The sequence below is a fragment of the Candidatus Woesearchaeota archaeon genome (assembly GCA_016180285.1).
GTDB lineage: Archaea > Nanobdellota > Nanobdellia > Woesearchaeales > JACPBO01 > JACPBO01.
Map to the genome: position 1 here is coordinate 1 of JACPBO010000006.1, position 15,011 is coordinate 15,011.

16 protein-coding genes and 1 rRNA gene are annotated in these 15,011 nt (G+C 37.2%); 8 read left to right on the top strand and 9 right to left on the bottom strand.

What is annotated here, in order from left to right; translation table 11 throughout:
* The 3 genes from rpsU to HYU07_01980 form a co-directional block, all read left to right on the top strand.
* On the top strand, positions 1-173 hold a 173-nt coding region (rpsU, locus tag HYU07_01970), incomplete at its 5' end, for a 30S ribosomal protein S21 (GenBank protein ID MBI2128982.1).
* 1 nt (position 174) lies between these two features.
* A complete protein-coding gene (locus tag HYU07_01975) occupies positions 175-1,005 on the top strand; it encodes an Lrp/AsnC family transcriptional regulator (protein MBI2128983.1) in 831 nt (276 codons plus the stop codon).
* A gap of 68 nt (positions 1,006-1,073) precedes the next feature.
* A complete protein-coding gene (locus tag HYU07_01980) occupies positions 1,074-2,024 on the top strand; it encodes a GDP-mannose 4,6-dehydratase (protein MBI2128984.1) in 951 nt (316 codons plus the stop codon).
* Here the strand turns inward: HYU07_01980 and HYU07_01985 are convergent.
* Together HYU07_01985 and HYU07_01990 are read right to left on the bottom strand one after the other, a co-directional pair.
* Positions 2,021-2,752, bottom strand: coding sequence for a nucleotidyltransferase family protein (locus HYU07_01985; protein ID MBI2128985.1), 732 nt, complete (start codon positions 2,750-2,752; stop codon positions 2,021-2,023). The two genes, HYU07_01980 and HYU07_01985, sit on opposite strands and share 4 nt — an antisense overlap.
* A 2-nt stretch (positions 2,753-2,754) precedes the next feature.
* Entirely contained in the window at positions 2,755-4,020 is a 1,266-nt protein-coding gene (locus HYU07_01990; protein ID MBI2128986.1) for a UDP-glucose/GDP-mannose dehydrogenase family protein, read from the bottom strand.
* Positions 4,021-4,257: 237 nt separating this feature from the next.
* Between HYU07_01990 and HYU07_01995 the strand changes: the two genes are divergently transcribed.
* The 4 genes from HYU07_01995 (at position 4,258) to rrf (ending at position 5,954) form a co-directional block, all read left to right on the top strand.
* Entirely contained in the window at positions 4,258-5,058 is an 801-nt protein-coding gene (locus tag HYU07_01995; protein MBI2128987.1) for a hypothetical protein, read from the top strand.
* A 156-nt stretch (positions 5,059-5,214) separates the two neighbouring features.
* Entirely contained in the window at positions 5,215-5,433 is a 219-nt protein-coding gene (locus HYU07_02000; protein ID MBI2128988.1) for a hypothetical protein, read from the top strand.
* A 1-nt stretch (position 5,434) separates the two neighbouring features.
* On the top strand, positions 5,435-5,782 hold the full coding sequence (locus HYU07_02005; GenBank protein MBI2128989.1) for a hypothetical protein: 348 nt from the start codon (positions 5,435-5,437) through the stop codon (positions 5,780-5,782).
* A gap of 56 nt (positions 5,783-5,838) precedes the next feature.
* Positions 5,839-5,954 (top strand): 5S ribosomal RNA (rrf, locus tag HYU07_02010).
* Between the two features lie 120 nt (positions 5,955-6,074).
* On the opposite strand, the gene HYU07_02015 is transcribed toward rrf, so the two are convergent.
* The 4 genes from HYU07_02015 to HYU07_02030 all read right to left on the bottom strand — a co-directional run bounded on the left by HYU07_02015 (position 6,075) and on the right by HYU07_02030 (position 9,974).
* Positions 6,075-6,935, bottom strand: coding sequence for a Fic family protein (locus tag HYU07_02015; protein MBI2128990.1), 861 nt, complete (start codon positions 6,933-6,935; stop codon positions 6,075-6,077).
* A gap of 274 nt (positions 6,936-7,209) precedes the next feature.
* Positions 7,210-7,779: a restriction endonuclease gene (locus HYU07_02020; GenBank protein MBI2128991.1), complete on the bottom strand. Its 570-nt coding sequence runs from the start codon at positions 7,777-7,779 to the stop codon at positions 7,210-7,212.
* Complete coding sequence (locus HYU07_02025; GenBank protein ID MBI2128992.1) at positions 7,776-8,744, bottom strand: site-specific DNA-methyltransferase; 969 nt, start codon at positions 8,742-8,744, stop codon at positions 7,776-7,778. Before HYU07_02025 ends, HYU07_02020 begins: the two co-directional genes overlap by 4 nt.
* Positions 8,745-8,861: 117 nt before the next feature.
* Complete coding sequence (locus tag HYU07_02030) at positions 8,862-9,974, bottom strand: NFACT family protein (GenBank protein ID MBI2128993.1); 1,113 nt, start codon at positions 9,972-9,974, stop codon at positions 8,862-8,864.
* Between the two features lie 240 nt (positions 9,975-10,214).
* On the opposite strand from HYU07_02030, the gene HYU07_02035 reads away from it, so the two are divergent.
* Positions 10,215-10,814 (top strand): hypothetical protein, encoded by a 600-nt coding sequence (locus tag HYU07_02035; protein ID MBI2128994.1) that lies wholly within the window; start codon positions 10,215-10,217, stop codon positions 10,812-10,814.
* 38 nt (positions 10,815-10,852) lie between these two features.
* Here the strand turns inward: HYU07_02035 and HYU07_02040 are convergent, their stop codons facing one another.
* Genes HYU07_02040 through HYU07_02050 form a run of 3 tightly spaced genes read right to left on the bottom strand, consistent with a single transcriptional unit; the run spans position 10,853 to position 14,973 of the window.
* Entirely contained in the window at positions 10,853-11,839 is a 987-nt protein-coding gene (locus HYU07_02040; GenBank protein MBI2128995.1) for a YvcK family protein, read from the bottom strand.
* A complete protein-coding gene (glmS, locus tag HYU07_02045; GenBank protein MBI2128996.1) occupies positions 11,839-13,638 on the bottom strand; it encodes a glutamine--fructose-6-phosphate transaminase (isomerizing) in 1,800 nt (599 codons plus the stop codon). Before glmS ends, HYU07_02040 begins: the two co-directional genes overlap by 1 nt.
* Positions 13,639-14,973 (bottom strand): NTP transferase domain-containing protein, encoded by a 1,335-nt coding sequence (locus tag HYU07_02050; protein MBI2128997.1) that lies wholly within the window; start codon positions 14,971-14,973, stop codon positions 13,639-13,641.
* Positions 14,974-15,011: the final 38 nt, after the last annotated feature.

Below are 15,011 nucleotides of genomic sequence, written 5' to 3' on the forward strand. Positions count from 1 at the left end.
TCAAAAAAACCCCGGGAGAAACTACGGACTCTTTAATTAGAAAATTTACCAAAAAGGTTTTTAATGAGGGAATTTTAGCAGAACTTAAAAAAAGAGAATTTTATCAAAAGCCCTCCCTCAAGCGAAAGCTCGAACGAGAAGAAGCCCGACGGTCAAAAGGAAAATTTAGATAAAATGCCAAACAAAGTAAATGTTCTCCTTTATACGGAGAGTCGTTATATTGTTAATAGAAAAAAAATCAAAAGCGCCATCGCCGAAGTTTTAAAAGAGCAGGAATTTATCAGGTTCGTGCAGGAAAATCCAAATGTCATTTATTCTGCCAGTTATGACGGCAAATTCGATATTGCAGTCAGCATTTGGGCAAAAAATGTCGAGGAATTGGCAGAATCTTTAAAAGAAATGGAGGCGAAGTTTGAAGGGTATATCGCTGAGAGGCAGATGGCTACAATAATCCGGGGGGAGTATTGCGTCCGGGACTATTTGGTCAATAAAAAAAGCCATACAAAAAGGAAATTTTTCTTTGGCTCAACTCCCTTTCCCTTTAAAATTGACGTAACAGACAAGAAAATCCTCCTTGAACTCGGGAATGATGCAAGGGTTTCATCAGTTGACATTGCCAATGAGCTGAATTTATCCGCTGATGCCATCTATAAGAGGATAAAAAAATTGGAAAGCACAGGCATTATACAGAACTATAATATTGTTCCAAATGAAGAGTCTTATCCATATATTCATTACAAATTGCTGATTTCCCTTCAAAACTTAAATGCAGAAAAAGAAAGAAGATTGCATGAATATTGCAGGATGCAAAGTAACATTTGGTACTTTTGTACAACATTAGGGCCATGGAATTTTGAGATAGACCTTGATGTTGAAAATCAGGGTGAATTCAGGCATCTTTTAAGGGAGGTGAAAATTAATTTCTCAGACATAATCAAGGATTATACTGTAATGACAGCATTTCGCACAAACAAATATAATTTTTGCCCGAGTCTCCCTAAATAGGCTGCGAGTTGACAGAAGTAATTCATTAAATTTAAATATCAGTGGATGACTTTCAGGCTGGTGGTATTATGAGATGCTTGATCACTGGAATAACAGGATTTGCAGGCAGCCATCTGGCTGAGCTTTTGCTTAAGAAAGGCCATGAAGTTTTCGGAACTTCAAGATGGAGAAGCAAGACTGAGAATATTGATCACATCAAAAGCAAGATAAAGCTGATTGAAGCTGACATGCGCGATTCCCACAGCATGGATAAGGTGATCAAGGAAGCGAAGCCTGATTATATCTTTCATCTTGCTGCCCAGTCATTTGTCCAGGCATCCTGGGTTTCTCCGGCAGATACAATGGAGACAAATGTAATCGGCACTATAAATCTTCTGGAAGCTGTAAGGAGAGCAAATATAAGCCCCGTAATACAGATTGCCTGCTCATCCGAGGAATATGGCGAGGTTAAACAGGATGAAATTCCGATAAAAGAAACACACCAATTAAGGCCATTAAGCCCTTACGGAGTTTCCAAGGTTGCTGAAGACATGCTCGGCTACCAGTATTTCAAATCATATGGATTGAAAATCATCAGAACGCGAGGCTTCAACCATACCGGTCCGAGGAGAGGCGAAGTATTTGTAACATCTAATTTTTCAAAGCAGATTGTAGAAATTGAAAAAGGCAAAAAAGATCCAGTTATTTTTGTCGGAAATCTGACTGCAGTAAGGGACTTTACAGATGTCCGCGACATGGTCAATGCCTATCTGCTTGCTGCTGAAAAGGGCATTCCAGGAGAGATTTACAATATATGCTCTGGAAAAGGCCACAAGATACAGGAAGTGCTCGATCTTTTGCTTAGCTTTTCAAAGATAAAAATAAAAGTGCAACAGGATCCTTCAAGAATGAGGCCGAGCGATGTGATGATCTTAATTGGCGACAATTCCAAGTTTGTAAAGCAGACTGGATGGGAGCAGACAATAGAATTCGAGCAGACATTGAAGGATCTTCTTGATTATTGGAGAGAAAGGGTTTAAGCATATCTTTTTCTCACCATCTCCAGCTCTTCAAATGTGCCTATATCAAACCATTCGCCTGTGAATGAATAGCCATAAACATCTTCTTTTTTGTGAAGCCATTCGACTAATGATCCTGGCTTGTCAGGCAAACTCTTCTCTTCCAGAAATTCTTTTATTCTGTATAAGCATCTTCTTGGATAAATATAAATGCATGTTGAGATCAATGTTGATTCCGGATCCTGCGGCTTTTCCTTGAAGCTCATTATTTTATTCTTTTTGTCTATTGAAACAACGCCGTAAAGCTTTGCCCTTTCCTTTGTTTTCACATCATATAATGCTGTAACAGGCGCATTTTTTGTCTTGTAAAAAGCAATAATGTTTCTCAGATCAAATTCAAACATATTATCGCTGCCTATGACAATAATGTCATCATCTATCTTTTCCCTGTTTATTAAAAAATCCACATCGCCTATTGCGCCCAAGCGGTTTTCATTTGAGTTTGTATTGTCATTCAGTATTTTTACCTGTTTTTTTGATTTATATGTTTTTGACCATTCAGAGAATTGGTTAAAAAACTTATTATTGGTTATGATGTAAATTATGTCTACTTCATTTATCTGCTCTATTTTTTCAATAATGTAATTGAGCATTGGCTTGTTTCCTATGAGAAGAAGTGTTTTTGGCTTGTTTAATGTCAGCGGATACAGTCTCGTTGCGTAACCGGCTGCAAGAATAATTGCTTTCATTTTTACCAGCATATTCCTTCGTAATTCTTTGGCTTTTTTTCATTAAAAACATTCTTGCCGTCTATCACCGGCTTGTCCCCATAGCTGAGATCTCTGAATTCAGGCCATTCTGTCAGTATCAGCACAATATCTGCCCTGTCAACAGCTTCCTGCGCTGTCTTTGCATAATTCAGATGGGGAAAAATTCTTCTTACATTTTCCATGGCCATCGGATCATAAAGATAAAGCTTTGGCTCCTCAATCAAAAGCTCCTTTATTATGCTTAATGCAGGGCTTTCCCTTATATCATCTGTTCCGGACTTAAATGTCAATCCTAAAATTGCTATTTTCTTGTTTTTTATGCTGTGCTTTTCTATTATTTCCAGTAATTTCAATGGCTGCTCTTTATTTACATCCAAAACCGCCCTCAATAATCTCGGATGATAGCCGCGCTCTGTTGCCTTATAGATCAAAGCAACAACATCTTTCGGGAAACATGAGCCGCCAAACCCGATTCCTGATCTTAAGAAATACGGATTGATTCTCTTGTCAAAGCCAATGCCTTTTGCAACAATATTTGTGTCTATTCCTATTCTTTTGCAGACATTGCCTATTTCATTTATGAAGGATATCTTTGTTGCAAGGAAAGCGTTGCTTGCGTATTTTATCATTTCAGCTTCCCTGAAAGATGTTTCAAGTACGGGGCATTTGAAATTTTTGTAAAGCTGCTTTAATGTTTCAATTGACTTTTTGTCTGCGCTTCCAATTACAATCCTGTCAGGGCTGAAGAAATCATCCAATGCAGAGCCTTCTTTCAGGAATTCAGGGTTCATTGCAATGCCAAAATCCCTTCCGAATTTTTTTCCGGAATACTTTTCTAAAATCGGAATTACAGTTTTTTCGCATGTTTCAGGAACAACTGTGCTTTTTATGACAATAAGATGCTTGTCTTTCTTGTTTTTAAGGATTTTTCCGATTTCCATTGAAACAGTTTCTAATTGATTCAGAATAATGCTGCCTTCTTTTTTTGAAGGCGTTCCGACGCAGATGAATGTTATTTTTGTGTTATTTATTGCTTTTTTCAGTTCTGTTGATGCTGTTAAGCTTTTTGGAACAACCTCTTGCAGTAATTCTTTCAGGCCTTTTTCGTATATAGGCGGATCTTTCATGTTTATTTTATCCACTTTGTTCTGATCAACATCTACAAGGATTACATTATTTCCCAGTTTGGCCAGCCCTGCTCCCTGTATTAAGCCAACATAGCCTGCTCCAATTATTGAAATGCCCATGCTTGCTTTGAAAATCGAGAGTCTTTAAATATCTTACCATTATCCTACTTTATGCGATAAATTTAAATATTGGAAGGTTATTTCATTGGCAAATCGAAAAAATCCAGCCAACCATGGTGCCTACGGACAAAACTTCGTGTTTTGTCCTACTCGGGTTTCCCGCAGGGAGCATCCCCTCCCTAGTCGGCACCATGGCTGGATTTTTTTGTGCAATATGTATGTGGGCTTGTAACAACAATGAAAAAGAAAATAAGCATTACAATAAACGAGAAAACATTGAAAGAGATAGACTCCATAATTGACAATATTTATATCAGGAACAGGAGCCAGGCAATGGAGTTTCTTGTGAATAGCTCTCTTGGGGAGAATAGGGTGGCTGTCATACTTGCAGGCGGCAGCGAAGAGGATCTGAAACTTGGCAGGGAATACAGAATGACTGCAAAGATCAATAACAGCGCTGTCATTGAAATGGCGATCAAGAAATTAAAGGAAAACGGCTTTAAAACAATATTCTTCATTGCAAGGCACAATATAATGAGCAGGGTTTTTGACCTTATAGGAGACGGAAGCTTATACGGCATGAAAATAAGCTATGTTGAGGAAAAAGAAGCCAGCGGAACAGCAGATTCATTAAGGCTGCTAAGGGGAAAGATAAAAAACAATTTTTTAGTTGTCTATTCTGACATAATATTTGACAAAATAAACATTGAAGAGCTCTGGAATGACCATCTGAGGCGCAGAAGCATTGCAACACTTATGCTCACAACCTCTCCCACACCGTCAAAAAAAGGAGTTGTAAGAATGGAGGGAGAAAAGATACTTGAATTTGTGCAGAAGCCGAAGCAGAGCGACATTTACATCGGATTCAGCTCGATCTTTGCTGCAGAGCCTGAGATCATGGAATACAGCGGAGCAAGCCTTGAGAAAGACGTTTTTCCTGTTTTGGCTTTGAAAGGGCTTTTGCAGGGGCATTTAAGCAGCCAGAAGGAAACGCATATACATACGAAGAAAGATATTGTTGGCTTTTTAAAATCATAATAAAAAACGAAAGATTTATATATACTTTGATATTATACATATATCGATTGATATTAAAAAGTGATAAAAATGCAAACCTTAAAACTTACTAAAGATGAACTAATTGAAAAGAAAGACAGTAAAATATTAAGATATCCTAATTTGAATACTGTGTTGATGGTAGAGGACTTTCTTGAAAAGCACAGAGATGCGCCTTTGCAGATTTCTGAACTGCGAAAGATGCTTCCAAGGCAGGTCATGCACCAAACTTTGAAGTTAATTCTTGAATACCTTTGGAGAAGCGGAAAAATAATTTATGGGCCCAGAGGAGTTCAGTGGATTTATTCTACGCCAGAGCATCTGAGAAGCATGATGGAAGGATCATTAGAGGTATAAATTGTTTGCAGGAAAAGAGGTCAGGATATTATTGAAATGGCAGGGAAAAGAAGCCTATCTTGCATTAAAGAAAAGAACTGATAAAGAAGCGCTGTCTATTTTGAATTCCTTTGAAAGGGTCAAGAATATCCTTAAAGACAATCCGCAATATGGCAATCCCATAAGCAAGGAATTAATCCCCGAAGAGCTTAAAAGAATGGGAATCCAGAACTTGTACAGGGTTGAGCTATCAAATTACTGGAGAATGCTGTATACTATCGAAGGGAGCACTGTCGAGATATTTCTTTTTGTTTTGAATATAGTTGATCATAAGCAGTACAATAAGCTGTTCGGGTATAAGGATCGTTAGGGTGCATTTAAAGAACACAAGAGAAAAACTTATAAATAAACAGCTATTTCTCCCTATTGGACGGTCATAGGGGCTTGGTTCACCGGATCCCATCTCGAACTCCGCAGTTAAGCAAGCCACCGTTTCTGGGTGTACTGTGCTCATACATGGGAAACCGGGAAAGCTGTCCAAACTTTTTTTATTGAAAATTGTTGTGGTTTAATACCTCGGACTTTAGTCCGACAATTTTCAATCCCGAAAATCGCATGATTAAATACTCTAGACTTTAGTCTGGGGATTAGTGCGATTTTCGTTATTCTTTCAGGTATTTGCTGTGCACTTTCAAATACCTTCTGACAAAATAATTGAAAAAGCCATCTTCGCCTTTTTGCAGCGCCTTATAGTAGGATCTTCTCTTTTTATACTCGATTATGAGCATAGGGCAGCCGTTATGCCATAAAATATAGTTCATTATAAGCCTGCCAATCCTTCCATTCCCATCTCCGAATGGGTGTATTTTCTCAAACTTATAATGCATTCTTGCCGCCAGCTCAACTGCATTCATTCCTTTATTCCTATTATAAAATTTAACAAAATCTCCCATTAAACGCCTTACATCCTGCCAGTCTGGAGCAAGGTAGGCAGCCACCCTGACAAGATAATCGCGAAATCTTCCTGCGATGTCCTGTTTTGTATCTTGAAATACGCCCTTGTGCCATTTCAGAATAAGCCGAATGGAAAATTTATCTCTTTTTTTAAGTATGCCCAAAAAAAGCTTTACATGCGATTCAGTTTCTTTTACCTCTCTCATCGGCTTATTCGGGGCTATTTTATGCTCTACCAATTCACTTGTTTCCTCAAGCGTTATTGTTGAGCCTTCAATGGCATTTGTGTTGTATGTGAAAGCTATCGCAATCTGCTCCTCTGCCTTCTCTTTTATTGACTCAGGGTATCTTTGCCATTCTTTCTGAAACCCCTTTTTTATTTTTTCAAAAAGCCCGAACAGGCCGCTCTCATAGCACTCTTCGAGAAAAGCCTTCTTTAGATTTTCTATGTTTTCAGGTATTGCTTTGCCAAGATATTTTTCTTTTGTCACTACCCTGCCTTTTCTCCTGAAGGAATGCTGCAGATAATAGTATTCTTTATTGCCGGTTCTCCGCTTTAACACTCTCATACAGATCATTACCATTACAAACTATTTAAATTTTTGCTTTTTGCGTGATTTGTAATGGTATGTTTAAGAAGCCAGAAAGCAGCTATATATTGTATAAGACATCGATGGGAGAAGAAGATTACGAATTTATGGAAATTATTGAAGAATTAATGGATTCTTTGAACTCTATGTCTAGAGAAGAGTTATCATTCATCTCAAAAGATAAATTAAAAAACCTAAGAAAATAGAACTATTAGTCGAAGAATTAAATCATTTGTTAAAACAGATCAAATAATTATTTTCCAATACCGAGGATCAACACCGGTATATCAATATCAGCTATGCCTCTTTTCTCTAAGTCCCATACAAACTGTTCAAAATATGAAACACCTGTTGACATCATATTTGCCAATTCTTTAATTGGTACAATTTCAACTCCAACATCAATAATATTCAATTTATTGAATATTGTCATTTTTGCACAAACATTATAGACCATGAACGAATACTTGCCAAATTGCACTTCCACCCCTAATCTATTTTTTACAAAGTCCATATCCCTATATGGTGGATTTTTTGGACTTTTGGTAGTATAACCTTCAACATAAAATTTTTTAGGGTAATCACATGTTATCTTATGATTTTTCCATCCAAGTTTTGAGAACTCGTCTTTAAATGCCTTATTAAGTTCTACAGGACTATACAGCATCTCGCCGGGCATTGTTTTCTCTTTACTTTCTTTGGTCAAATAGTTTTCAGCATTAATTTTGGAAATTACCTCCTTAATCTCTTTTAGTTCCTTTGAATATTTCTTATTAATTATTTCTTCTCCATTTTTAAAAGAATAAATTCCTAATATTTTCATACTAATCCCTCCACTATCCATTCTTTTGGAATTTGAGATACTTTTTCCTTTCCGTTAGGTTGATAAACGGGTTTACCAAGGGGCCTCTTTCTTAAGTTCCCTTCATAAAGTTCATTAATTCTACTAATGCCTATGTCTATATATTCTTTTTCCTTTTCAACTCCTGCAGCTTTTCTATCATGTATCAATGCGGCCAGAAGTGCACTACTCACACCCGCATAAGGATCGAAAACCCAATCCTCTTTATTAGTTAAAGCTAGTATGCATCTCTCGACAAGTTCTATTGGGAATTGACAAGGATGAATCGTTTTTTCAGGATGTTGTGCTTTGACATTCGGGATATCCCAAAGTAGTTCTTCCCAGTCATTTTTTAACGCTTCCCAAAAATCTGAAGGATTCTTTCCAAGAGGATTACCAGAAGGTTTTCCCTTGTTTATTCCTTTCCAGTTTCGTTTTCCAGGATATTTTGATGGAACCCTTATATCATCTAAGTTAAAAGTATATTTATTTGATTTTGTAAACCAGAGGATTGATTCATATCTACCGGACAATCTCCTATGTGCGTGTAACCCATGACCAAAGTGCCATATTATTCGATTTCGTAATTTTAGACCATTATCTTTGAATAAGCCATAATAATATATGTCCAGTGGAAACACTTCTCCATTTTCAACATAATTTCCAACTTCCCAACATATACTTCCATCATTTTTCAAAACTCTCACTAGCTCCTTAATAATATTCTCTTGGACTTGGAGATATTTCATTAATTCCGTTCTTTGTTCGTACACTTTTCCAATATTATAGGGAGGAGAACTTATTATTAACTTGAACGTATTATCAGGAATAGTTTTTAAGAATTCAAGCGTATCTCCATGATGTAATACTATCTTTTCTGAATCTAAAAATAGTTTAGATATTTTAGGATGGCTATTTTGTTCTTCTATTAATCTTGACTGCACCATTTTATACACCTACTATTCTAGTTTATTACATTTAATATAAAAAAGTTCCTATTATTTTCTTTTTGCTCCACTATGTAATGTAAAAGAGCTTAACATTGATCGCATACATTAACATACTCATATCTCCACCACAACCTCCCCTTTTGCTTCATTGATCTCTTTTATGATCTTGTTCCCTTTGGCCTTTTCCATGATCTCTTTCCAGGAATACTTTTCCCTTGCCTTGATCATTGCTTCAAGGATATCTTTCACCTTTTGGTAATTCTCATAAATGAACTCGCCTTTTTTCTGGTTTTCCTCAGCCTCTTTTTCAAGCTCTTTGACCTGCTCTTCCTGCTTCTGTATTAAAGTATTCAATTTTTCCATTTCCCTGCTCTTTTTTGACGGCTTTATGGACTCTGTAATGAGGCCTTTTGTTATAACAGAGTCAATTGCTTCATTAAAGGCATTAACTTGCTTATGCTCGAAATCCCTGTATTTTTCAAGGTCAAAAGGAACAATGTCAACAGGCATATCATCTTTATAGATTATTCTTGGCTCTGATTTTCTGGAAAATAGCTTCTTAAAATTTGAAAATAGCGCTTTCATCTCATTTTCACTTAATTCTTTCTTGTTTTTATCAATTTTAGACAATATGAGGATCTCTTCAGAAAACAAGCCGCCCAAGCCAATGTCTGCTGCAAGCGTTTTGACAATGTCTTTCTCAGATTTTTTAACAATCTCTTTAAAACTTTCAAAGCTCAAATCAAAAAAATCCTTTATATTCTTTGGAAATTCGTATTTCACGCCGTGCTTCAAGACCCTGTCTTTAAACTCCCGGTTTTCAAGGACAGAGAGAATATTGTAATTTTCATCGCAGATTATTATATTTCCTTTGCTGAACAGTTCAACAATCAAGATTATTTTTCCTTCCTTTGCTTCAAACATAAATTCCAGAATCCTTTCTGAATTCTTCTGTTTTATCACCTTTAACTTGGCGTTTTCAAGCCTTTTTCTTAAGAACTGGCAGAATCCGCTTATCTTCTCAGGATTTTCTTTTTTCTCATCAGTCAGGTAAATGAAATGCGGCAGCAAAATCCTTAATATCTTCCTTCCAAGCGATGGAACATGGAACTGCAGTATTACTTCATTGCTGTCAGGATGGTAGATCTGGTCTATTCTGCCATTTATTAAAACATCAAACTCTTCAGCCAGATAATGCAGCTCCAAGGCAGATAATTCTGTTTTCATGGTTTTTTATACACCTATGTGCGCTTAAGCTCTTTTATTAGTTCTATTTTTCTCACTTTCAAATCACCATAGTTATCATTTATGATAACCATATACTATTGAAAGTATATAAATCTCTTTCGGTTTGTTCTAAAAGTGACCAGAGTAAATTATCAAATCAGGTATTATGCAGGTTAAAATTTTTACTATTAAAATATATGTTTTATCTTTTTATAGTAATAAAATCGTAAGATTTAAATAATGCATGAGGATTTTATATTTTGTGATGATAGGGTGTTAGATGAACTCAATAAGCTTGCAGAATATACTAAATATGTTAGTGACGCATATAGTCGAATTTGTGAACTTCTAGATACTGAATCTCGCTGGTTAAGAGAAGATACGCGCAAAAAATATCGAAGTGAATTTTTAACAAATGATCTTAGCTTCTTAAACAATGTTTTAGACATAATCCCGCGAAATAAAAAAAGTGATGTTTCTGACATTGTATTGTCTTTGTTTGAAAAATCACTTGATATTGCAGAAAAATCTGAAATGTTAGCAATCAACAATGAAAAAAAGGGAAGTGGTTCTGCATTAATAGCTGCTTGGAAAATACTCCCTGGAGAAGAGGATCTATACCTCGTTATTCGATCTGAGGGCAGTTACATTAATAATTGCTTTTATGGTGGACGAAATCCAACTACATACTTGGTTAAAGGAGCTATTGAAGCATATTTTGATGAAATGGAAGATACCGAGGTAGTTAATCAACAAATTTCATTAAAGGAGTTTGGAAAAAAGCATAAGGAATTGCATAGGGCTGAAACTGAAAAAATTGAAAACAACAAGAAAAAATAAGATGAAGTAGCTTATGCAAGACCATTATTAATCAACTATTAACTCAATTCCATTATTATCTTCGCCAGCCTTTTGCTGTCGTGCCTCAGCAGATCACTTTTCTCCCAGAGTATTCTTTTCTTATCTGTTTTCTCGATTAGGTTTGCAAGAATGGGCGTTGCCTTTAATTTTTTGATTTCCTCAAGGTCATTCTCAACCATGAATGCATTTTCTTCGGCGTACAGGTCAAGAAGATCTTTAGAAGGAACGCCGTTATTCAGTACAGCATAATTCAGAACACTCTCGCCAAGGTATTTTATGATTGTTTTTATATGGTCGGATGCCTTAAAGCTGTCAGACTGGAATGGCTGGGTCATTATGTTGCAGATGTATATTTTTTTGGCTTTTGCTTTTTTAATCGCTTCTCGTATCCCATTTATTAGAAGATTTGTTACAATGCTTACATAAACGCTTCCTGGGCCTATAACAATCAAATCCGCCTCTTCAATCGCCCTGACAGCCCCAGTATTTGCATTTATTCTGTCAGGCTTTAAAAAAACCCTTTTTATTTTTGCATCATTGTCTGTCTTTTGCTGCCTTCTTGTTATATCGTCTTCCTGCTCTAAAATAGTTCCGTCTCCCAATTCAGCGCATATATGCACATCTTCAAGAGTCGATGGCAGAACTTTGCCCTTAATTTTCAATATTTTGCTGGCTTCTTTTACTGCCTCTTCAAAACTGCCGGTTAATTTGCTCAATGCGGCTATGAACAAATTGCCAAAGCTGTGGCCTTCCAAGCACCCATTTTCAAAACGATACTGAAACAAGTCCTGCAGCAGTTTCTCTGACTCTGACAATGCAATCAAACAATTCCTTATGTCGCCTGGAGGCAGCACATTATAGTCTTTCCTTAAAGCGCCTGAGCTCCTGCCTGAGTCTGTCACAGTCACGATCGCTGTCAGTTCGCAATTATAGCTCTTCAAACCCTCAAGCACCATTGGCAGGCCTGTGCCGCCGCCTATCGCAACTATCTTTTTAGTTTTCATTATTCCACTGTCACGCTTTTTGCCAGATTCCTCGGCTTGTCAATATCGCACCCCCTTATGTCTGCAATATAATATGCAAATAATTGCAGAGGAACAACATTCAATATCGGCTGCAATAATGCATTTGTTGAAGGGACTTCAATAAAATAGTCTGCAAGCTGCTTTGCCTCTTTTCCATCATTGCCGGTTATGGCTATAACAATGCCGCCTCTTGCCTTAACCTCCTCGATGTTTGATATTATCTTGGCATACGTATTGTCTTTTACAGCTATAAAAACAGCAGGCATGTTATTGTCAATCAGCGCTATCGGGCCGTGCTTCATCTCAGCTGCGCTCTGGCCTTCAGCATGGATATATGATATTTCCTTCAGCTTCAATGCGCCTTCCATGGCGATAGGGTAATTTGCGCCTCTGCCAAGGTAAAGGAAATTATTCTTACAGCAATATTTCAATGCGCATTTTTTAATATCCTCATCGTCTAATATTTCTTTCATCATCAACGGGATTTTTTTCAGCTCTTCTGTTTTTTCCTTTAAATTTTCATTATTAATCAGGGCCAATTTTTCAGAAAAATACAATGCCAATAAATAAAGAACAGTTAGCTGCGATGTGAACGCTTTTGTCGATGCAACGCCTATCTCCGGCCCTGCTCGCGTGTATACCGCAATGTCAGATTCCCTTGCTATGGTTGATCCGACAACATTAACTATTGACAGGACAAAAGCCTTTTTTGATTTAGCTTCTCTTACTGCTCCAAGAGTGTCTGCTGTTTCCCCGCTCTGCGTTATCGCAATGACCAGTGTTTTTTCATCTATTATTGGATCTCTATACCTGAACTCAGAGGCATACTCAGTTTCAACAGGAATTTTCACCAATTCTTCAAATAAATATTCGCCAACCATTCCCGCATAAAGCGCTGTTCCGCATGCTGTAATGACAATCCTGCTGAAATTCCCGATATCAAAATCCCTTAATTCATCAAAAACTACAGAATCCTGCCTGATCCTGCCCCTGAAGTTGTCCTCGATTATGCCTGGCTGCTCGCATATTTCCTTCAGCATGAAATGCTCGTAATTTCCCTTCTGAGCCTGCTCAACATCCCACTCAATAATATCTATTTTTTTATTTATTTCCTTATTCGTTACAAAGTTCGTTATTTTTACAGCTTTTCCCAATACAGCCATTTCATCGTCTTCCATGAATATGGCTTTTTTTGTATGCTCTAAAAAAGCAGTAACATCTGATGCAGCAAATAACTCGCCATCTCCAAGCCCGATGACCAAAGGGGAGCCTTTTCTTGCGCATATTATCTCATTGCAGCCTTTATTCAGAACAGCAACTGCAAATGTTCCTTCAAGCCTTGCAAGCGATCTTCTGACTGCTTCCTCGAAACCATTGTTTTTTAATTCATCCTCAATTAAGTGAGGTATAACTTCTGTGTCTGTTTGCGAAACGAATTTGTGCTTTTCTTCTAAAATGGCTTTTAGCTCATTATAATTCTCTATAATGCCGTTGTGGACAACAGCAATTGTCTTATCGCAGGATAAATGCGGATGCGCATTCCTTTCATTAACACCGCCATGCGTCGCCCATCTTGTTTGTGCTATTGCTGTGCTGCATTTATTTAATTCGCCTGAAAAATCCCCTATTTTTCCAACTTTCTTCACAACTTCTATTCCTGCGTCGGATAATAAGGCTATGCCCCATGAATCATAGCCCCTGTACTCTAATTTTTTTAGCCCATTAACCACAACAGAAGCAGCATTCCCATTTCCTATGTAAGCCATTATTCCGCACATTTAAATGATATCCTCTTTTACAATTTCTCCAGGCAATGTTGTTTTGCCACTCCATATCTTTCTTCCAGGGTAGATTGATGTGTTTATTCCTATGTGGACATCATTTCCGATTATTGCGCCAAGCTTTCTTCTTCCTGTATCGATCAGCTGGCCTTTTACCATTGATTTTATATTTGAATTGTCGTGCCTCAGATTTGCAATTTTCGTTCCTGCCCCGAAATTAACATTCTCCCCGATTACAGAATCACCCACATAACTAAGATGGGCAATATGCGTGTTATTGTATATTATAGAATTCTTGATCTCAACTGCGTTGCCTATTTTGCAGTTATCGCCTATGCTTGTTGATGCCCTAATATAACAATTAGGGCCAATGACGCAGTTTTCTCCTATGACAACGGGGCCTTCAATATAAGCCCCATTCTTTATTATTGCGCCTTTTCCAACAATGACATTGCCTTTTATTGTTGCATTTTTTTCAATATCTCCTTCAATTTCGGATTTTTTAATTTTTGACAATAAAAACTCATTTGCCTTCAGCAAATCCCAGGGATAACCTATGGGAATCCAATACTGGGAGTTTATCGCTTTGAGATTTTCTTTTCTTGCCAGCTCATTGATTGCATCAGTCAGCTCATATTCGTTTCTTTCTGACTTTTTGACCTGTTTTAATAATGAGAAAATTGCCTTGCTCAACAGATAACAGCCAACATTTGCCAATTTGGAAGGCGGACTGGCAGATTTTTCAACAATTCTTTTCAAACAGCCTTTTTCCTCTTCTATCGATCCGAAATTCTCAGGCTTTTCAACCTCCTGCGCCAATAATGCATATTTTTCATTTGTCAAGAACCGCCCATCAGAGATGGGTGAAATTTTGCTGCTGTTTACCGCACCAGGTGGTTCTTGATCATGCTCGGAAATTTTCTGCAATCTGGAATGTGATTGGCTTTCTGCCACCAGTTTTAAACCGGTGGAAAATTTCCGACATTTCAATTTCAACAAATCTTCCCTGAAAAACATGTCATCCCCTACGAGGACAATGAACCTTTCTTCTGCATATTTTTCTGCCTGCAGCAATGCATGGCCTGTTCCAAGCTGATCTTTCTGCTCAACATACCTTATTGTTATATTTTTGAATTTATTGCCGAATGCGGCTTTTATCATTTCTGCCTTGAACCCGACAACTAGGATAGCTTCATCTATCATACCTTCCAGTTGCTCAAGATTATGCTCCAGAATGCTTTTATTTGCTATTTTAAGCAGGCTTTTCGGCATTGTAACTGTCAAAGGCCATGTTCTTGTTGAGCTTCCTGCTGCCAATATTATTGCTTGCATTTTAAGTTGAAAATTTTGTTAATTGAATGTGTTTTATT